Here is a 19,438-nt window from a genome sequence, read left to right on the forward strand (position 1 = left end):
CATTCATCAAGATCGAAGGAACCAGTCATGTCGAGTTCATCAGTCGTCGTAGTGACTGGCGCGTCCTCGGGCATCGGACGTGCCGCCGCGGAAATGTTCGTGGCGCGAGGCTGCCGGGTTTTCGGCACCGTTCGCGAGTTGCGCAAGGCACCCGCGCTGCCTGGTGTGGAGTTCATCGAAATGGACGTCCGCGACGAAGGCTCTGTCCAGAGGGGCATCGAATCCGTCATCGACCGGGCCATGCGCATCGACGTGCTGGTCAACAACGCGGGAATGATGATGATCGGCGCGGTCGAGGAAACCGCGACAGCCGAGGCTGCAGTGCTGTTCGATACCAACGTTTTCGGCATGCTCCGCACGACGCGCGCGGTGCTCCCGTACATGCGTGAAAAACGCCGCGGGCGAATCGTCAACGTGAGTTCCGTGCTCGGTGTGCTTCCGGCTCCGTACATGGGACTCTATGCGGCCACCAAGCACGCAGTGGAAGGGCTGTCGGAGTCGCTGGACCATGAAGTGCGCCAGTTCGGCATTCGTGCCACGCTGGTGCAGCCGGCCTTCACCCGGACCAACCTCGATGCCAATGCGCCCCGTGTCAAGGCGCGGATCGCGGGCTATGACCGCGAACGCGAACTGGTGACGCTCTCCGTGGCCGAGAGCGTGAGCAGTGCGCCCGAGCCGCACGGCGTGGCGAGCACCATCGTCGAGGCGGCGCTGGGCCCGTGGCGAATGCGTTGCACGCCGCCGGGGGAGGCGTCTCTGTTGACGAAATTGCGCCGCTTCATGCCGGCGGGACCGGTGGATGCGAGCCTGAGGAAAAAACTCGGGCTCGTCTGAGCACCTGTCCGAGATGCTTGTACCGAACGTCGCCCTGACCAACAAGAAGGAGAACATTTGTGGACAGCCTGGATCTCCTGCGCACATTCAGCGAGGTCGCCACTTCGGGGAGCTTCTCCCGCACGGCCAAGCATCTTTCGCTGTCCAAGGGCACCGTCAGCAAATACATCGCGGCACTCGAGAGCCGGTTCGGTGTCAGATTGCTGAACCGGACCAGCCATGCCGTCAGCCTGACGGACGCTGGCGCCTTGCTGCTCGAAAGAAGCAGGCCCATGCTCGAACTGGCCGACGTCACGCAAGCCGAGCTCCAGGACCGCGCGCGGATCCCCAGCGGGCGCGTGCGCATCTCGGCGCCTTACGGCATGGAACTGACCGAATTGCCGGCATTGATCAACGCCTTTCTTGGCCACTATCCGGAGGTCAGCATCAGTCTCGTGCTCACAAACCGCATGGTCGATCTTGCGGAGGAAGGCGTCGACATCGCGCTTCGCTTCGGCGCGTCAGCCAATGAGAACCTGATCGTTCGAAAACTGGTATCGATGGAGCTCACTGTCTGCGCGGCTCCCGTTTACTGGCGTAAGCATGGTGTGCCAGCTCATCCGGGCGAACTTGCGCATCACATCGCGCTGTTCAGCAGCCATCTGAATCCGCTGCCCAAGTGGCGCTTCGAAGTCGACGGTCAGCCACTCGAGGTCCCGGTCCGTGGACCGTTGGATGCGACGGAAGCCAGCCCGCTCATCCAGGCGGCGCTGCTTGGCGCAGGCGTCGTCTACTTGCCCTCGGTGATGCTCGCGCCTTACGTCGAGAGCGGGCGACTGGTGCCCGTGCTGTCGGAGTTCGTTCGCAGCGACATGTGGCTGTCCGCTGTGTACCTGGAGCGCCGGCACAGCACGGCGGTGCATCGGGCACTGCTGGATTTTCTAGTGAGCCGGTTGAAGCCTACAGGTTCGCGGATGAGGATCGACGCGCAGTGAGCTGGCAACGTGCGAAGGATGCGCGCCTCCCTGCGGGTTGTCACTGAAGCGAGCAGGATCGCGCAACCAGCTTGCTGCGGCGTGACCAGGCGCCCTGATGTCGTCCGCTGGGACGGCCACGTCGTAGTCCAAGTCCTTCGGGATCTCGAAGGTTTCGAACTCCGCGTTTCTGCGGGAGGCCTTTGATGTGGATTGCCACGCTCATTGGCCCCACTTTTCCATCGAACGCTGACCCGCTTCTGCGCACCGATGCGCAGAACCACAGGCGTGCGCGTTGGAATACAGGCGGTTCAAGCGTCAGCGAAAATGTGGGTCCACGCGTCGATGGCCGCACCGATGCCGCTAGATGCGCCGGTCACCAGTGCGCGCTTGCCGATGCGGGCGGTTGTGTATGAACTCAAGGTCGATCTCCTGGTCATGCAGAGCGGGTACAGAACGCCAAGGCCATCGGCGGCTTGCGCGTCGGCCGTGCGATGGCCTGAGTCGGCGGGGCAAGGGCCTGATCAAAGACGCTAGCGCAGGCAGGCGGCAGCTACACCACTTGCACCACGACCTTGCCCTTGGCGCGCCCACTGTCGACGTAGGCCAACGCTTTGTGGGTGTCCTGAAATGGGAACACTTTGTCGACGACCGGGCGGATGGCGCCTGACTCGATGAGGGCGGTGATCTCTCGCAACTGCGCCCCATCGGCCCGCATGAAGACGAAGGTGTAGTGGCCCCCGTTCTTCTTTGCCTTGTTCCTGATGCTGAAACTCAACAGGCGCAGCACTTGCCTGAGCGGCCAGGCCAGTCCTCGCGCGATGGCGAACGCCGGGGTGGGCGGCCCCGAGATGGAGATGAGATGCCCGCCCGGCTTGAGAACCTGGAGGGATTTGTTCAGCTCGCCGTTGCCGAGGCTGTTCAACACCACGTCGTAGTCGCGGAGCACCGTGGCGAAATCCTGCTGCTTGTAATCGATGACGACGTCCGCGCCCAAGGCCTTCACCCAGGCGACGTTGGCCGTGCTGGTGGTCGTGGCCACGAATGCCCCGAGATGCTTGGCAAGCTGGATGGCAATGGTGCCGACGCCGCCGGAGCCGGCATGGATCAGAACCTTCTGTCCTTTTTTCAGCTTGGCGGTTTCGACCAGCACCTGCCAGGCGGTCAGGGCCACCAGAGGAACGGATGCGGCCTCGACCATGCTGAGATTCTTGGGCTTCAGCGCCAGCGACGATTCCTTGACGGCGATGAACTCGGCGAAGGTGCCGATGCGATCGTCGTCGGGGCGCGCATAGACCTCGTCGCCCGGTTTGAAGCTGCGAACGCGAGCGCCGACCCGCTCAACCGTACCGGCCAGGTCGTTGCCCAGGATCAGGGGGAAGTGGTAGGGAAGAATCAATTTGAATTCGCCGCTCTTGATCTTCGAGTCCAGGGCATTGATGCTCGCCGCGTGGATCTGGATTAGGACGTCATCGTCCCGCACCTCGGGCTCGGGCGTTTCGCCGATGCGGCCAACTTCATTCTTTCCGTAACGATCGATGATGAACGCTTTCATGGGCGACTTTTTTCCAGAGTGTTTGATTGAATGCGCTTCGGGCAGCCCCGCCCCACAGGGGGCGGTCGGGAAAGTCGGCCTGAAGCCGGTTGCAAAAGATGCCGTCGTTCAGTCATTGAGAAAGGCCAGCGCCTTGGGCACGAATTCGCCGTGGTACTGGAAAATCCCGCCATGCCCAGCGTCTTTGTAGATGACCAGTTGTGAGCCTGGGATGCGACGCGCCATGTCGTGACTGTTCACGGTGGGAACCATGATGTCGTTGTCGCCATTGGCGATCAACACAGGGATGCGGATGCCGCCCAGATCCTGGGGCGCCTGCCGGCCCCAGGCCTTGATGGCCTTCAGCTGTCGCAGGAAGGTAGGGGGCGTCGGCCCCTTGTCCCGATCCGCCTTGCGCTCCTTCAGTCGCTCCAGGAAGGCTTTCGCGGCTTGACGACCGTTGGCCGTGGAGGTGAAGAACAGAAAGGTCTTCGGATCCCGCAGCGTCAGCAGGCCTTTGACTATCAGCGGCCAGGAGACCGCTCCGACCCGTTCGATGCCTGTGCCGCCTGCCGGCCCTGTGCCGGTCAGGATGAGTCGGCGCACCAGGCCGGGGGCTTTCAGCACGATGTCCTGCGCCACGAATCCTCCGAGGGAGAAGCCAAGCAGATCAATCTTCTCGAAGCCCAGTGCGTGGACCAGCGCGATCGCATCCCGCGCCATCGCATCGATGGTCACAGGCGCTGTTCCGCCTGAAGCGCCGATCCCTCGGTAGTCGATGGCGATGATGCGATGCCTGCGGGCAAGTCCATCGACGATCCGCGGGTCGAAATTGTCGAGGACCGCGCCCCAGTGGTTGAGCAGGACCAGAGGCACGCCATCGCGCGGCCCCAGGTCGCGGTACGCGAATGCAGTCCCGTCGACATCGATCGAGAGGTTGGGAGCGTCGATGAAGGGCATGCGCGATCCGGTCAGGCGTTCACATCCACGATGGTGCGCCCCTGGACCTTCCCTGCGAGTACCTGGCTGGCAACGTCAGGAACCTCTGCCAATCCGATCACCTTGGTGGTCCGTGCCAGCTTGTCCAGGTCCAGGTCGCTGGCCAGACGCGACCACGCCTGCAGCCGCGCAGGCTGCGGCGCATTGACCGAGTCGATACCGGCGAGGGTGACGTTGCGCAGGATGAAGGGCAGGACGGATGCCGGCAGGTCCGCGCCCTGTGCGAGCCCGAAGGCCGCGACCACGCCGCGATACCGGGTCTGCGCCAGGACGTTTGCCAAGGTATGGCTGCCGACCGAATCGATGGCCCCGGCCCATCGCTCCTTGGCGATCGGTGCGCCCGCTTCGGACAGGGTGTGACGGTCGATGATGTCCGCCGCGCCCAGCGCACGCAGGTAATCGGATTCCTCGAGACGCCCGGTCGACGCGATCACGCGATAGCCCAGGCTCGACAGCAGCGCGATCGCCACGGAGCCGGCGCCGCCATTGGCGCCCGTCACCAGGATGTCGCCGTGCTCGGGCGTCAGGCCACCATGCTCGAGCGCGAGCACCGACAGCATGGCGGTGTACCCGGCGGTGCCGATGGCCATGGCATCCTGGGTCGAAAACACCTCGGGAACCTTGACCAGCCAATCACCGCTCACCCGCGCCTTTTGCGCAAAGCCGCCGTGGTGCGTCTGGCTCAGTCCCCAGCCGTTGGCCAGCACACGGTCGCCGGCTGCGATGCCGGGATAAGTCGACGACTCGACGACACCGGCAAAGTCGATGCCCGGAATTAGCGGAAACTGGCGAATGACCGGTGACCGGCCACTGAGCGCCATCGCGTCCTTGTAGTTCACCGTCGAGTACTCGACCGCGACGGTGACGTCGCCCGGCATCAGGTCCTCTTCCTTGAAGTCGACCAGGCTGCTTGAAATGGTGTCGCCGGTCTTGCTGGCGAGCAGTGCCTTGAATGTCATGTGCTGTTCCTTCCGTTCTGGCGTTCTTGCCGTTTCAGGCGGCGGTTCGATAGCGCTCCGCCACGTGCGCCTGCCGAATGTCCGCGACCAGGGCCTGACGTGCCGTGTTCAGCACCTCCCAGCGCGCGGCATCGTGCAACGGCGGGATGGTCACGAGTTCACGGCGGTCGAATCCGGTCAGCGCGGCATCCACCAGCTCTTCTACTCCCATCAGGTCGGGCATCGCACGGGTATCGATGCCCGCGCGCTCCCAGATCTCGGTGCGGGTGCCGGCCGGCAACACCGCCTGCACGTAGACGCCCTTGGGCGCGAGCTCCAGGCTCAACCCCTGGGACAGGAACAGCACGAAGGCCTTGGTCGCGCCGTAGACCGACATGCCGAACTCGGGCGCCAGGCCGACCACCGAGCCGATGTTGACGATCGCGCCTTTGCCGGCCTGCACCAGGCGCGGGGTGATGGCGCTCGCCAGCCTCACGAGTGCGGTGGTGTTGAGGCTGACCAAGCGGGCGACATCGTCTGTCGACTGGTCGATGAACGGGCCGGACAGTGCGGCCCCGGCGTTGTTGATCAGGGTCTCGATCCTGGCGTCCTCGCGCAGTCGCGTCTCGACGGCGGCCAGGTCGCCGGGTTGGGTCAGATCGGCCGCAAGGATATCGACGGCAGCGCCGGTTTCCTCACGCAGGCGCGCCGCGAGCGTTTCCAGCCGCGCCTTGTCGCGCGCCACCAGCACGAGGTCGTGGCCGCGGCGTGCGAAGCGGTCGGCATAGATGGCGCCAATGCCGGTCGAGGCGCCCGTGATGAGAACAGTGGAATGAGAGGTCATGTGTTTTGCTCGTGATCGAAAGGGTGAGTCCATGCCGAGATATGCAGCGTGGAAAAACGACTACCGGACGCTGGAATCAGCGAGGGTCGGATAGTCGATGTAGCCTTTGGCGCCACCGCCATACAGCGTGGTGGGGTCCAGCGCGGCGAGGGGTGCGCCGATCTCCAGCCTTTCGACCAGATCGGGGTTGCTGATGAAGGGGCGGCCGAAGACGAACAGGTCGGCCTTGTCCTCGATCAGGCGGGCGTTGGCCAGTTCGAGGTCATACCCGTTGTTGGCCAGGTAGGTGTTCTTGAAGCGAGTGCGCAAGGCGTCGAAATCGAACGGTGCGGCATCGCGCGGACCCCCGGTGGCGCCTTCGACCACATGCAGGTAGACGATGCCCATCGCATTGAGTTGCTCGGCGATGTAGTCGTACTGCGACTGCGGATCGCTGGACGAAATGGCGCCGGCCGACGACACCGGCGAGAGGCGCACACCGGTGCGCTCGGCACCGATTTCCTTCGCCACGGCGGCCGTGACTTCGAGCAACAGGCGCGCGCGGTTCTCGATGGAGCCGCCGTACGCGTCCGTCCGGGTGTTGGCACCGTCCTTGATGAACTGCTCCAGCAGGTAGCCGTTGGCACCGTGGACCTCGACGCCGTCGAACCCCGCAGTGATCGCATGGGCCGCAGCCTGGCGGAAATCCTCGACGATGCCTGGAATCTCATCCAGGGTCAGGGCACGTGGCTCGGAGACGTCATGAAAACCGTTGTTGACGAAGGTCTTGGTCGCGGCGCGGATGGGGGAGGGGGCCACCGGCGCGGTGCCACCAGGGCGCAGGTCGACGTGGGAGATACGGCCCACGTGCCACAACTGCACGAAGATCCGCCCGCCCTTGGCGTGAACGGCGTCGGTCACCTTGCGCCAGCCGTCGATCTGCTGCGGCGTGTACAGACCCGGGGTGTCCTGGTAGCCCTGGGCATCGGCCGAGATCTGGGTGGCCTCGGTGATGATCAGGCCCGCCGAGGCGCGCTGACCGTAGTAGGTGGCGGCGTACTCGCTGGGCACCAGACCCGCGCCTGCCCGATTGCGCGTCAGCGGCGCCATCACGATGCGGTTGGACAGTTGGAGTGAGCCAAGTGTGTAGGGCTCGAAGAGCGTCTTGTCAGTCATGCTTGTTTGCTGTGTCGTCGTTGATCGGGCGGGGACGGGATGCGCTACGGCATCACTCCTCGAGGAACTGGATCGCGTGTTGCAGGAAGCGCTCGGGATACTGGAACTGCGCGCCGTGTCCGGCGTCGGGATAGATCAACAGCTGCGCGTTGGGAATGTTCTGCGACAGATGCCAGGAGTTGATCGTGGGAATCATGATGTCGTCGACGCCGTTGAGCACCAGGGTCGGCTGCGTGACGGCGTTCAGGAAGGCATAGGGGTTCGCACCCGGCAGCGGCTGCAGGTAGGCGGCGTGCGCCTCGGCTTGGGCTTGAGCGACGGCCATCGAGCTGGGCGGGTCCTGGTCGGCGCGCTGGTGGCGGCGCTCCCAGAAGGCCAGACCCGCCTGCTTGGCAGCTTCCGAGCGGCCGAAGAACAGGTAGAGAAAGTCATCCGCGGTCGGCACGGGGTTCGGCGCGACCTCCAGCACCCTGGGCTCCATCTTCGGATCGCCGCCGCGCAGTCCGGTGCCGAGCAGGACGAGCTTTCGAACCAGTTGCGGGTGACGCAGCACGACCTCCTGCACCTGGAAGCCCCCGATCGAGAAACCAAGCAGATCGACCTGGGACAGACCCAGCGCCCGGATCACCAGGGCGATGTCGTCCGCCATGTCTTCGATCCGGTTGCGGGGCGTGCCGGTCGAGGAGGCAATGCCGCGACCGTTGTAAAGGATGACCTCGCGGCCTGCGGCCAGACGATCGGTCAACAGGGGATCCCAGTGGTCCAGGCCGCCGCGGAAATGCTGGACGAAGAACAGAGGGGGCTGTCCGCTGGAGGTGTTGCCCCAGCGGCGATGGGCGAATTTGTCGCCATCCACTTCGACGAAGCGGGTGGGTGCGGTCAGGTGGGTATCGCTCATTTTCGGAAGCCTTCCAAGGTAAGTTGGGTTAATGATGTCAATCATCATCTTTGATGTCAAGGGCTTTGATGATGATTGACATCAATGTATATTCATGGCTTCACCGATGGCACATCTAGAGAGGTCCTGGACATGAAGGTCACCAAGGCGCAGGCACAGGCGAACCGGGCGCACATCGTCGAGACGGCCTCCACGCTGTTTCGCGAGCGTGGTTACGACGGGGTGGGGATTGCGGACTTGATGGCGTTCGCAGGCTTTACCCACGGCGGGTTCTATAAGCACTTCGAATCCAAGGCCGACCTGATGGCGCAAGCCGCGACCTGCGGTTTTGCGCAGACGGCCGCCAAGGCCGAAGGCGTCGATGCGATGGCATTTGTCCATCACTATCTGTCCCGTGAACACCGAGATGCACCGGGTGACGGTTGCACGATGGCCGCCCTGTGCGCAGATGCTGCGCGCCAACCGGAGTCGATCAAGACGGCGTTTGCGACCGGCATTGAAAACCTGCTGGTGACCCTGGGAAACCAGTTCGACGCGCCAGAGGAGGACGATCAGGGCGGCGACGCACGCGCCAGGCGGATCGACCTCATTGCGCAGGCAGTCGGTGCCATCGTGCTGTCGCGGGCGTGTCCTGACGACTCGCCACTGGCCGATGAAATTCTGGATGTCTGCCGCAGCGCCGTCCTGTCGAGGCTTTCCTCGATGACGCCTGGCGCTTCCGGTTCCCAGAGCACCTAGTCGCACAACTTCCGCGACAGCCCACGACAGAGGTCGGCGGCATCTCATTGCTGCAGACGCTGCGGGTCCCCCGAGGCCGCATCCTGCACAGCGCGAAACGCGCTTATAAAGAGCTCGCCCCACCACTGATTCTTGAGCGAGTGCGTATGAAGTCTGCAGGCTTGAAGGGAACCGTGTCCATTGAACTGGTGCACGAGGCGATCCACGCCGCGGCGCTGAGAAACATGGACATCAGCAGCGTCCTCGAAAGCGCCAAGATTGATCGTGAGCTGTTGAACGCGCCGCGTGCGCGCATCTCGGCGGCGGCGTATTCGCAGATGTGGGTGGCGCTGGCCGACCTGATGGACGACGAGTTCTTCGGCCTCGACAGCCACGGGCTTCGCCGCGGCAGCTATGCGCTGATGACGCGCGCCGCCGTCAACGCCGACAACCTGGCGCACGCGCTGCGCCGCATCCTGAGGTTCCTCCACGCCACATTGGACGATTTCCGCGGCGAGCTGGTCTGCGACGGCGACGAGGCGCGCGTCGTGCTGCATGACGGCGGCGTGCTGCGCCGGTTGTTCGGCTACGGCACCTGGTTCATCCTCGTCCATGGGCTGGCGTGCTGGCTCGTGCACCGGCGCATTCCCCTGCGCGAGATGCAGTTCCGATGCCCGCCGCCCGGCGACGACAGCCACTACCGAACGCGCTTTTGCGAGAGCGTGAAATTCAATGGCGAGACCACGCACATCAGTTTCGCAAGCGATCTGCTGGACCTGAAGATTGCGGAGTCGCCCGCCACGGTCGACAACTTCCTGAGGGAAGCGCCGGCCAACCTGCTGGTCAAGTACCGTAACGACGCCAGCACCAGCGCCCAGGTGCGCAACAGGTTGCGAAGCCAGATGCCCGAGGCGTGGCCCGAACTCGAAAAGCTCGCACAGGAACTCTGCGTTTCCGGCACCACGCTGCAACGCCGCTTGCAGCAGGAGGGCGTGAGCTACCAGCGCGTGAAGGACGACCTGCGGCGGGACATCGCCATCGACCTCTTGTCGAGCGCGTCGCTGACGGTGGCCGAAGTCGCTGCCCGCACTGGCTTCCAGGAAACCAGCGCCTTCCATCGCGCCTTCAAGAAATGGACAGGCGTCAGCCCGGGCGCCTATCGCTCGTCCGCACCCGCGCCGCAATAAGCCGAAGCTCCGGCGTCCGGCAGGGATGCCGACATGTCCGAACGCCCCATCCAGATCGAGACGCGCGGGCATGGAAGCGTGCCGCCTGCAGAACTAACCTCCCGTCGACATCGCATCTCGCGACAGATCAAACGACAGGAGACGAAAACATGCAGCAGGCCGGCAAGCAGGTCGATATTCACGCGTTGGCGGGGCACTCCCGGTTCAACGGCTTTCACGGGCTCGTGCTCTGGTGGTGCGTGTTGATCCTGGTCATCGACGGCTATGACCTGGCGGTCGTGGGCGCCGCGCTGCCATCGATCATGAAAGACATGGGCGTCGACGCCACGAGCGCCGGCGTCATGGCCGGGTCGGCGTTGTTCGGAACCATGCTGGGCGCGATCTTCCTGGGCACCTTGGCAGACCGCATCGGCCGCCCTCGCATGATCGCGGTGTGCGTGGCGCTCTTCAGTGTCTTCACGGCGCTGACCGGGCTGGCCACCGAACCCATCGGCTTCAGCGTCGCCCGCTTCATCGCGGGCCTCGGCATCGGCGGGGTGTTGCCCATCGTGACCGCGCAGATGGGCGAGTTCGCACCGGCGAAGCTGCGTACGCGCCTGGTGACGATGGTTTTCGCGGGCTACTCCGTGGGCGGCATTCTGGTCGCGCTCACCGCCAAGCAGCTCATCGAGAGCCATGGATGGCAATGGGTGTTCTATGTGGCCGGCCTGCCCGTGCTGCTGATTCCACTCATTCTGAAAACGATGCCCGAATCGCTGTCGTTTCTCCTCAAGAAGGGTGACCAGCGGCAGCTCGGCGAGATCGCGGCCAAGCTCGCGCCGGAGCAGCCGAACGCAGCCGGCACCGTGTATGTCGGCGCGTCCAGCGACCGCCTGCACGACGCGCCGGTGCGAACCCTGTTCGATGCCGGACGCGCGTTCAGCACCGTGATGATCTGGGTGGCCTTCATGACGGGGTTGTTCATGGTCTACGCGCTGAACTCCTGGCTGACCAAGCTCATGGCCATGGCGGGATACAGCCTGGGCTCGGCCCTGAACTTCGTGATCGTCTTCAACGTCGGTGCGATCGTGGGCGCAATCGGCGGCGGCCTGCTGAGCGACAAGTTCAACATCAAGCATGTGCTGGTGGCGTTCTACGTGGTCGGAGCTGCGTCGCTGGCCGCGCTCGCGTACACGAAATCGACCGAGCTGCTGTTCGTCGCCGTGTTCGTGGTGGGCGCGTCCACGCTCGGAACGCAACTGCTGGCCTATGCCTACGCCGGCGATTTCTATCCACCGGCCGTGCGTTCGACGGGTGTCGGCTTTGCCTCGGGTGTCGGCCGCATCGGCGCCATTGCCGCGCCGATCCTGATCGGCTGGCTCGTGTCGCTGAGCCTGCCCATCGAGCAGAACTTCATGGCGATCGCCCTGGCCGGCGTCATCGGCGCGGCAGCGGTGTCGTTCGTGAACCAGTCGCGCGCCGCGTCGACCCAGGCCAAGGCCGCGCGCGCGGCCACCGGCGAAGTGGGCCGTGTGGACGGGGCGATTCGCCCGGCTTCGAAATAGCAAGGAAACCTCAATGAACCGAATGATGGCGCCACCGCTGGAGGCACACGCGCTGCAAGGAGCGGTCGACTGGGCCATTGCCACCCGGCGCAGCGTCAGGGCGTTCTTGCCCCGGTCGGTGCCCCGGGAAGAGGTCGAGGCGATCCTCTCGACGGCGCGCTACAGCGCCTCCGGCATGAACATGCAGCCCTGGCATGTGCATGTGCTGACGGGGCCTGCCAAGGCCCGTCTGTCGGCGGCGATTGCCGTGCTCGACGACGATCCCGGCCGGTCGGGCGAGCTGCTCGAGCCCTACGACTACTACCCGCGCGAATGGTGTTCTCCCTACCTGGAGCGGCGCCGCAAGGTCGGCTGGGACCTCTACGGATTGCTCGGCATCGCCAAGGGCGACAAGCAGCGCATGCACCTGCAGCACGGTCGCAACTACCGCTTCTTCGATGCGCCCGTGGGCCTGTTCTTCACGGTGGACCGCGAACTCGAGGAGGGCAGCCTGCTGGACTACGGCATGTTCCTGCAGAGCGTGATGGTGGCCGCGCGCGGCCGCAACCTCCACACCTGCCCGCAGGCCGCGTTCCTGAAATTCCATCGCCAGATCGCGGACCTGCTGGACATTCCCGCCGGCCAGATGCTGGTCTGCGGCATGAGCCTGGGCTACGCCGACACCTCGTCGGTCGAGAACTCGCTCGTCACCGAGCGCGAGCCAGTCTCCGCGTTTACGACCTTCCACGACACCTCCAAGGAGACCACCGCATGAGCGCGCCATCCTATGCACGGGGCCTCGAACGCTGCGCGGCAAATCATGTGCCGCTCACGCCGCTGGGCTTTCTCGACCGCGCGGCGCTCGCGCATCCGAACCGCGTGGCGGTGGTGCACGGCGAGCTGACGCGAACCTGGGCGCAGACGCGCGAGCGCTGCCATCGCCTGGCGTCCGCGCTGGCGATGCGAGGCATCGAACCGGGCGACACCGTCTCGGTGCTCGCGCCCAACACGCCGGCCATGCTGGAGGCCCACTTCGGCATTCCGCTGGCCGGCGCGGTGCTCAACGCAATCAACCATCGCCTGGATGCCGAAGGCATCGCGTTCATCCTGCGCCACGGCGAGTGCAAATTGCTGATGGTCGATCGCGAGTTCGCCGCCACGGTGGCCGCAGCGCTGAAGCTGCTCGACCGTGCGCCTGCGGTCATCGACATCAACGACCACCTCGCACCACCCGGCGAACCCATCGGCGAGACCGACTACGAATCGCTGCTGGCGAACGGAGACCCGGACTTTGCCGGTCGCTGGCCCAGCGACGAGTGGCAACCCATCGCCCTGAACTACACCTCCGGCACGACCGGAGACCCCAAGGGCGTGGTCGCCAGCCATCGTGGCACCTACCTCATGAGCCTGCTGCAGATCACGAACTGGGCGATGCCACGGGCGCCGAAGTACCTGTGGACCTTGCCCATGTTCCACGCGAACGGATGGTGCTTCACCTGGGCCGTGACTGCGGCGGCGGGCACCCATGTCTGCCTGCGCCGGGTGTCTGCCGACGCCGTGCTGGAGGCCATCGAGCGCCATCAGATCGATCACCTCTGCGCAGCGCCGGTCGTGATGGCGATGCTCGCGGACGCGGCGAAAGACACCCGGCTGCCGCGCCCCGTGCGCGTGCTCACGGCCGGCTCACCACCGCCGCTCGCCGTGCTGAATGCGGTGCTGGCGATGGGCTTTGACGTGGAGCACGTCTTCGGCATCACGGAGGTTTCCGGCACGCCGGTGAGTTGCGTGTGGCAGGACGGCTGGGACGACCTAGCGCCCGCCGAGCAGGGGGCGCTGCGCGTGCGCCAGGGCGTGCGCGCCGCCATGTTCGAAGGCCTCATGGTCGGCGATGCCGACACCCTCGAACCCGTCGTGCCCGACGGCAAATCGGCGGGCGAGCTCATGCTGCGCGGCAACACCGTGATGATGGGCTACTTCAAGAACGAGGCGGCAACGCGCAAGGCGCTCGCCGACGGCTGGTTCCGCACCGGTGACGTCGCGGTCCTGCATGCCACCGGGTATGCGCAGATCACCGATCGGTCGAAGGACGTGATCATCTCGGGCGGCGAGAACATCTCGTCGGTCGAAATCGAAGACGTCATCCATGGACACCCGGCGGTGCTGCACGCCGCCGTGGTGGCGCAGCCCGACCCCAAGTGGGGCGAGGTGCCGTGCGTGTTCATCGAGCTGAAGGCCGGTGTCGCCGCGCCCACCGAGCAAGAGATCATTGCGTTCTGCCGCGAGCGGCTGGCGCACTTCAAGTGTCCGCGCCGCGTGATCTTCATCCCCTTGCCGAAGACGGCCACGGGAAAGATCCAGAAGTTCCGCTTGCGCCAGCAGGCCGGAAGCCAGGACGCCATCACCCGGCTCGCGAGCCATGGTTGAGTGCGAAGCGGCCGCGGCCCTGGGGCCTGTCGGGCCCGGCTATCGCTTCTCGCGACCCCACACCTTCGACGAAGCGCAAGTGCGTGCCTTCGCGCTGGCCGCGGGAGACGAGAACCCGCTGCACCACGATGCCGCGTTTGCACAGGGCACGCGCTTCGGCGGCTTGATCGCCAGTGCGACCCACACCACCTCGCTGCTGATGGGGCTGACCGCCAGTCACTTCGCTACGAGGGGGAAGGTGCTGGGCATGAACTTCTCGGTCGACCTGCTGCGTCCCGTACGGGCGAGCGAGACGGTACTCATCGAGTGGCGCGTGACGTCGATGGCCGCGCATTCGAAGGGCGGCTGCGTTCTCGAATTGCAAGGTGCGATCAAGAGCGCAGACGACAGGACCAGCGTGCTCGCGCAGGGCACGGTGCTTTTCACGCCCGCCGCATGAGTGCTTTCCGCGCCAGCGTGCGCGTTCACGGGGGCATTGCCCCAACAAGGAGACAAAGAATGAAGATGGCCCCTCTCACATGCCGACGCGACACCCACCGGCGCATCACCTCGTGGTCCGTGGTGGCTGCTGCGGCGCTGCTTGCTTCCTGCGGCGGCAGCGGCAGCGGTGGTGGCAACTCGCCACCCGCGCTGTTCCCGTCCGCTGCCGGAAGCGCGCAGGCCGCGTGCAACAGTTTCCTGAGCCGGGCCTTCGAAGGCGCCACGATCACGCAGGCGACGCTGACGCCCCAGACAGACACCACGCCGGAGACCTGCACCGTGCGCGGCGAGATGCCGCCGGAACTCGCCTTCGAAGTCAAGCTGCCCAGCAGCTGGAACCAGCGTGTCCTGTTCATCGGCGGCGGCGGCTTCGACGGCGCCATCTACCCCAGCGCCTACAGTCCTGGCGTCGCGGAAAGCGGCTACGCGACCATCGCGACGAACCATGGACACGATGCGGCCAAGCATCCCAATAACTCCTTCGCTATAGACCCCCAGTTGCTTCAGGACTACGCAGACGGTGCCGTGCCCAAGGTGCTTGCATCGGCGAAGGCCGTGCTCCGCTCGCGCTATGGCGAATCGGTCGGCCGCTCGAAGTTTGTCTACGAGGGCTGTTCGGGCGGCGGGCGCCAGGCGTTGATCCAGGCGCAACGGCATCCCGATCTGTTCGACGGCGTGATTGCGCGCGCCCCGGCCAATGCCTACACGGGCCAGTTCCTCTGGTATCAAAAAATACTCAAGCAGCTGGCCCAGCCCGAGGCGGGCCTGAGCATCCCGAAGGTCAAGACCCTCGCGAACTTCATGCAGTCCCAATGCGATGCACTCGACGGCCTGAAGGACGGCATCATCAGCCACCCCGAGGCCTGCAAGCCCGATCTGGCCAAGCTCCGATGCACGGGCGCCGACGCAGACTCTTGCCTGACCGATGCGCAGCTGGCGTCCGCCAAGGTCCTGTACGAGCCCACCGATGTGGCGGGTGGTCGCTACACATGGCCGGCCTTTCCCTATGTCGGCGGCGAGACCGCCGACGACGCATCGTGGCAGGCCATCGGAGGCACCACGTTTCAGATTCTCGGCGGCGACTACATGAAGTACTTCGTGGCGCAAGACCCGTCCGCAGACCCGCTGAACGTCGACCCGCTGCAGTACACGAACCGACTCGACCACCTCGCCCGATTGATCGATGCAGTCAACCCCGACCTGAGCGGGTTCCGGGCCCGCAACGGCAAGATGCTGCTCATGCACGGCACCACCGACTGGCTGATCACGCAGAACAACACCACGGACTACTACCGCAAGGTCGTCGCCGCAGCGGGCGGGCAGGCCGCGGCCGACCGGTTCGTCGAGTACTACGTGCTGGCAGGCAACGACCACTGCGCCGCCACGCCGGCAGGCGGCAAGGGCCCGGACAGCGTCGACCTCATCACCCCGATGTTCGACTGGATCGAAACCGGCACCCATCCCAGCGCCCGCGAGATCGTGGCCACGCGCAGCGTCGAGCCGGGCAAGGGCATGCAGCGGCCGATGTGCAGGCACCCGCAGTTTCCAAAGTACAACGGCACCGGCGATCCCGACGCGGCGTCCAGCTTCACCTGCACGTCACCTAGCTAGGCGTCGTGGCGCTGTGTACGCAGCAGTGTTGGCACAGGCTGGTCTGTGAAGGCATTCGCGAAGAGAACGCGCGTCGCCCGTTCTGGGTGGCGCGGGAAGGATTCGACACGCGCTGATGCATTCAATGGATACGGTGTCCTCCTGCTGGTTTCTCGCACCCTCTGGCCGCCGAAGCGCGCAACTTCGGTGGGCGCCGAGGGCATGCGTCGGCGTACTGACCCTACCTACGAAGCCCGATCCGGACTGAGCCCCGCAGCGATTCACACTGCCTTGGTTGTCGGGTATTGGCCTCGTTGCAGACATCGATTGTTCCGATCCCGACTACGGCAATCGCTGCATAACCGCCTTACGTCGACGGCTGGTTCAGGCTGGCGGTAGTCGCTTGTCTGACAGGCGTTACTAGCAAGATCGGACGCCAGTGGCCTTGCATGAGCTTGCTTCCAATCCCGAAGTTGCCCCGTTACCGAATGAGCTCGGGTCAAGACGTCGTTCTGTACCGCTGCGCTGAACCAGCGGTGCCACGAAGTCAACTTGGCGCGAGCCGCCGGGCAAACCAGTCCGCCACGAAGGCGGTCCGCTGCGCCGCATGGTTGTAGATCGTGTGCTCGCCGTCGTCCCACACGCGCAAGGTAACGTCGGAATTCGTCGCGGCGTCCAGGAAGGGCTGCTGGTCTTCCATTCGAACCAGTGGATCGGCACCGCCGTGCAGCACGAGCAAGGGGCAGTCGATGCGGTCCCGCCCGGGGCGAAAGCGCATGCGTTCGAAGTTCTGCTGGACGGCCTGTTCGTCGTCGGTGCCCAGCATGGCCGCGGCCTGCTCCGCGAAGGTCCGGAAGGGCAGCAGCGTCGGTGCGGCCAGGCTGCCGTTGACGCAGCAGGCGCGGATGCGTGCATCGGCCGCGGCCGTGCGCGCGGCCCACAGGCCTCCGACGCTGTTGCCCCAGATGCCGGGCGCACCGAGCGAGGCGTCGTTCGCGATGAAGGTGACGAACTGGCTGTAGGCCGTTTCCATGTCCACATCGACATGAATGCCCTGGTTCATGCGCGTCTCGCCCTGGCCCGGCCCTTCGGCCAGCAGGGTGGCCAGGCCGCGTCGCGCGAGCGCGCGGGCAATGGGCAGGTAGGCCACGCCCCAGCCGCTCTGGCCGCCGAACACCAGCACCGTGCCGCGCGCGGGCACGGCGTGCGGCCGCACCAGCCAGCCGACGAGATGGCCCGGGCCGAAGGGCACCTCGACCCGCGTCATGCGGCCTTCGGACCCCTCGCACAGCTGGCGCGTCGCCATGGACAGCTGGTGGTAGAGGGCGCGCTTGCGCGGGGTGTCGTGGTTGAAGGCCATCTGGGCGAACAGCAGGTCGGCCAACGCCGCCGCCTGGGCCTCGGCCGCCGTCACGCGGTGGCCTGCTGCCTCGGCCTGGCGGGCGCGCTCCAGCTGCGCCTGTGCCAGCGCCTCGGCCACCTGGTCCCATGCCTCGCCGGCGCTGGTGCGCTGGAAAAGGGCCTGGGCGTCGGCGAAGTCCATGCCGCAGTCCAGCAGCCGGGTCATCGGCATGGCCCGCTGGAAGGCCAACGTGGCGGAAGAAGAGGGAGAAGAGGGCGCGCTGCTCATGCGGCTTGCTCCGCGGCAAGCGGGGCGGCCCGCCCGCCGGTGTCGTCGCTGTGGAGCCAGTGCAGCTTGCGGCGCAGGTCGTCCACCAAGGCCGCGAGCGCGTCCATGCGGGGCACGGAGCCGAAGACGATGAAGTCCGGGCGGCCGATGTAGGCCTGGAGGCCATGCTCAGTCATGAACCCGGACATCTCTCCGTCCAGCTCGACCACCGCACCGGGCACTCGCTCGTCCTGGGCCAGCACCACGACGTGGCAGCCGAGTTGATCCAGGAACGCCTTCTGGCCGGCGCCCAGGAACGGCGCGGGGTCCTCGTGCGCCACCAGCAGGAAGCCATGGCCCACGACATCGTCCAGCAGGCCTTCGGCCCCGCCACGGCGCACGAGCGCCTGCGGCCCCGGCACGCCCGTGGACGCCAGCAGGCTGCCGTCGGCTTCGCGGTGCAGCACGCCGTTCTCCACCTTCGGGAAGGGCGGCATCGGCGGCATGGTGTGGGTGCGGAAGGCTTCGTCGCGCGCAGCGGCTTTTTCCACGTCGTCCTCGTTGGTCACCTGGCCGAGGAACAGCGACATCTCCATGATCTGCTGGGCGTGCGGGCGGCGCTCGGCTTCGTAGCTGTCCAGCAGCGCGGGCGACGCGCGGCCGCTGAGCACCAGGTCGAGTTTCCAGGCCAGGTTGATGCCGTCGCGCATGCCCGAGCAGGCGCCCTGTCCCATGTAGGGCATCATGGCGTGAACCGCGTCGCCGCCCAGTAGCACGTTGCCTTCGCGCCAGCGTTCGGCCATGCGCGTCTGGAAGGTGTAGACCACGTGGCGCAGGAACTTGAAGTCGCTCGGCCCGACGCCGTACTTCTCGCCCAGCCAGCGCCAGCCGTGGGCCGGGTCTTCCCACGCCTCGATGCTTTCGCCGTCCAGCAGGCGCACCTCGAAGCGCGTGCGGTTGTCGCCGATGGGCATGTACATGTGGCCGCGTGCCGGGTCGCAGAAGATGGTCAGCCGCTTGAAGCGCTCGGCGGCGTCCGACAGGTTCTCGGAATCGAGGTTCAGCCAGCGGTGCTTGTGGCCGTAGTCGTTGCGCTCGATGCCCAGCGCGCGGCGCACGAAGCTGTTGGCGCCGTCGGCACCGATCACGTAGCGGGCGTTGAACGTGCGCGCAGGCTCGGCCCATTGCTCCTCGCGGGCTTCGGGCGCGCCGTCCTTTCCGCTGTTCGTGCGCTGGATGGCCACCGTCACCCCGTCGGCGCCCTGCTTGAGGAACACGGCCTCCCAGCCGCGCAGCAGCTCGACATTGGGCAGCGTGGCCACGCGGTCGTGAATGGCGTCTTCGATGTCGGGTTGGTAGATCGAGTTGTGCGCCGCGTAGCCGCACTGCTTGCCCTTCCACTCGAGCTCCAGCAGCAGTTCGCCGGTGGCATTGACGTAGTGGTAGGTGTGCAGCGGAAGGGAATCGCGCATGGCCTGATCGACATTGCCGCAGGCCTGGACGATGCGCGCAGCCTCGCCGTCGATGTGCGTCAGGCGCGGCAGGCCGTACATGGTGGGCCAGCGTTCGACGACCACGACCCGGTGACCGGCCTGGCCCAGCAGCGAGGCCGCCACCAGGCCGGTGGGGCCGTAGCCGATCACGGCCACGTCGTAGGACGCGTGAGCGTCGGGTTGCGGATTCGCTTGAGGGGGATTCATTATTTGTCTCCTGGGAATTTTTGGGGGGCGCAACCGGGCTGCGCCATGAACGA

Annotated in this window: 17 protein-coding genes; 9 read left to right on the forward strand and 8 right to left on the reverse strand. The window is 65.8% G+C overall.

The annotated features are described in order from the left end of the window. The first annotated feature begins 27 nt into the window (after window positions 1-27). Together AC1RLW_RS31130 and AC1RLW_RS31135 are read left to right on the forward strand one after the other, a co-directional pair. Complete coding sequence (locus AC1RLW_RS31130) at window positions 28-834, forward strand: oxidoreductase (protein WP_070059262.1); 807 nt, start codon at window positions 28-30, stop codon at window positions 832-834. Between the two features lie 59 nt (window positions 835-893). Beyond that, a complete protein-coding gene (locus AC1RLW_RS31135) occupies window positions 894-1,808 on the forward strand; it encodes a LysR family transcriptional regulator (protein ID WP_070059261.1) in 915 nt (304 codons plus the stop codon). 532 nt (window positions 1,809-2,340) lie between these two features. On the opposite strand, the gene AC1RLW_RS31140 is transcribed toward AC1RLW_RS31135, so the two are convergent. From AC1RLW_RS31140 to AC1RLW_RS31165, 6 genes are all read right to left on the reverse strand, one after another. Next, a complete protein-coding gene (locus AC1RLW_RS31140; protein ID WP_070059260.1) occupies window positions 2,341-3,342 on the reverse strand; it encodes an NADP-dependent oxidoreductase in 1,002 nt (333 codons plus the stop codon). 108 nt (window positions 3,343-3,450) lie between these two features. Then, a complete protein-coding gene (locus AC1RLW_RS31145; RefSeq protein ID WP_493196243.1) occupies window positions 3,451-4,281 on the reverse strand; it encodes an alpha/beta fold hydrolase in 831 nt (276 codons plus the stop codon). A gap of 11 nt (window positions 4,282-4,292) precedes the next feature. Next, window positions 4,293-5,279, reverse strand: a complete 987-nt coding sequence (gene acuI, locus AC1RLW_RS31150; RefSeq protein ID WP_493196244.1) for an acrylyl-CoA reductase (NADPH) — start codon at window positions 5,277-5,279, stop codon at window positions 4,293-4,295. Between the two features lie 34 nt (window positions 5,280-5,313). Beyond that, window positions 5,314-6,102, reverse strand: coding sequence for an SDR family NAD(P)-dependent oxidoreductase (locus AC1RLW_RS31155; RefSeq protein ID WP_307693905.1), 789 nt, complete (start codon window positions 6,100-6,102; stop codon window positions 5,314-5,316). 60 nt (window positions 6,103-6,162) lie between these two features. Continuing rightward, entirely contained in the window at window positions 6,163-7,257 is a 1,095-nt protein-coding gene (locus AC1RLW_RS31160) for an alkene reductase (protein ID WP_139701796.1), read from the reverse strand. Between the two features lie 52 nt (window positions 7,258-7,309). Continuing rightward, entirely contained in the window at window positions 7,310-8,155 is an 846-nt protein-coding gene (locus AC1RLW_RS31165; RefSeq protein WP_493196246.1) for an alpha/beta fold hydrolase, read from the reverse strand. A gap of 132 nt (window positions 8,156-8,287) precedes the next feature. On the opposite strand from AC1RLW_RS31165, the gene AC1RLW_RS31170 reads away from it, so the two are divergent. The 7 genes from AC1RLW_RS31170 (at window position 8,288) to AC1RLW_RS31200 (ending at window position 16,097) form a co-directional block, all read left to right on the forward strand. Further along, window positions 8,288-8,893 carry a TetR/AcrR family transcriptional regulator gene (locus tag AC1RLW_RS31170; RefSeq protein WP_095747520.1) on the forward strand — a complete coding sequence of 202 codons (606 nt, stop codon included), beginning with the start codon at window positions 8,288-8,290 and terminating at the stop codon, window positions 8,891-8,893. 146 nt (window positions 8,894-9,039) lie between these two features. Further along, on the forward strand, window positions 9,040-10,059 hold the full coding sequence (locus AC1RLW_RS31175) for an AraC family transcriptional regulator (protein ID WP_159270786.1): 1,020 nt from the start codon (window positions 9,040-9,042) through the stop codon (window positions 10,057-10,059). 149 nt (window positions 10,060-10,208) lie between these two features. Further along, complete coding sequence (locus tag AC1RLW_RS31180) at window positions 10,209-11,603, forward strand: MFS transporter (protein WP_307693903.1); 1,395 nt, start codon at window positions 10,209-10,211, stop codon at window positions 11,601-11,603. A gap of 13 nt (window positions 11,604-11,616) precedes the next feature. Beyond that, window positions 11,617-12,357, forward strand: a complete 741-nt coding sequence (locus AC1RLW_RS31185) for a nitroreductase (RefSeq protein WP_493196248.1) — start codon at window positions 11,617-11,619, stop codon at window positions 12,355-12,357. Then, on the forward strand, window positions 12,354-14,006 hold the full coding sequence (locus AC1RLW_RS31190) for an AMP-binding protein (RefSeq protein WP_493196249.1): 1,653 nt from the start codon (window positions 12,354-12,356) through the stop codon (window positions 14,004-14,006). The genes AC1RLW_RS31185 and AC1RLW_RS31190 overlap by 4 nt, the downstream gene beginning before the upstream one ends. After that, window positions 13,999-14,445 carry a MaoC family dehydratase gene (locus AC1RLW_RS31195; protein ID WP_139701790.1) on the forward strand — a complete coding sequence of 149 codons (447 nt, stop codon included), beginning with the start codon at window positions 13,999-14,001 and terminating at the stop codon, window positions 14,443-14,445. The genes AC1RLW_RS31190 and AC1RLW_RS31195 overlap by 8 nt, the downstream gene beginning before the upstream one ends. A gap of 59 nt (window positions 14,446-14,504) precedes the next feature. Then, window positions 14,505-16,097: a tannase/feruloyl esterase family alpha/beta hydrolase gene (locus AC1RLW_RS31200; protein ID WP_493196250.1), complete on the forward strand. Its 1,593-nt coding sequence runs from the start codon at window positions 14,505-14,507 to the stop codon at window positions 16,095-16,097. A gap of 526 nt (window positions 16,098-16,623) precedes the next feature. On the opposite strand, the gene AC1RLW_RS31205 is transcribed toward AC1RLW_RS31200, so the two are convergent. After that, window positions 16,624-17,706, reverse strand: coding sequence for an alpha/beta hydrolase family protein (locus AC1RLW_RS31205; protein ID WP_493196252.1), 1,083 nt, complete (start codon window positions 17,704-17,706; stop codon window positions 16,624-16,626). After that, window positions 17,703-19,385, reverse strand: coding sequence for a bifunctional 3-(3-hydroxy-phenyl)propionate/3-hydroxycinnamic acid hydroxylase MhpA (mhpA, locus tag AC1RLW_RS31210; RefSeq protein ID WP_493196254.1), 1,683 nt, complete (start codon window positions 19,383-19,385; stop codon window positions 17,703-17,705). The genes AC1RLW_RS31205 and mhpA overlap by 4 nt, the downstream gene beginning before the upstream one ends. Between the last annotated feature and the right edge of the window lie 53 nt (window positions 19,386-19,438).

The sequence above is a fragment of the Variovorax sp. GW822-FHT04A09 genome (assembly GCF_058801005.1).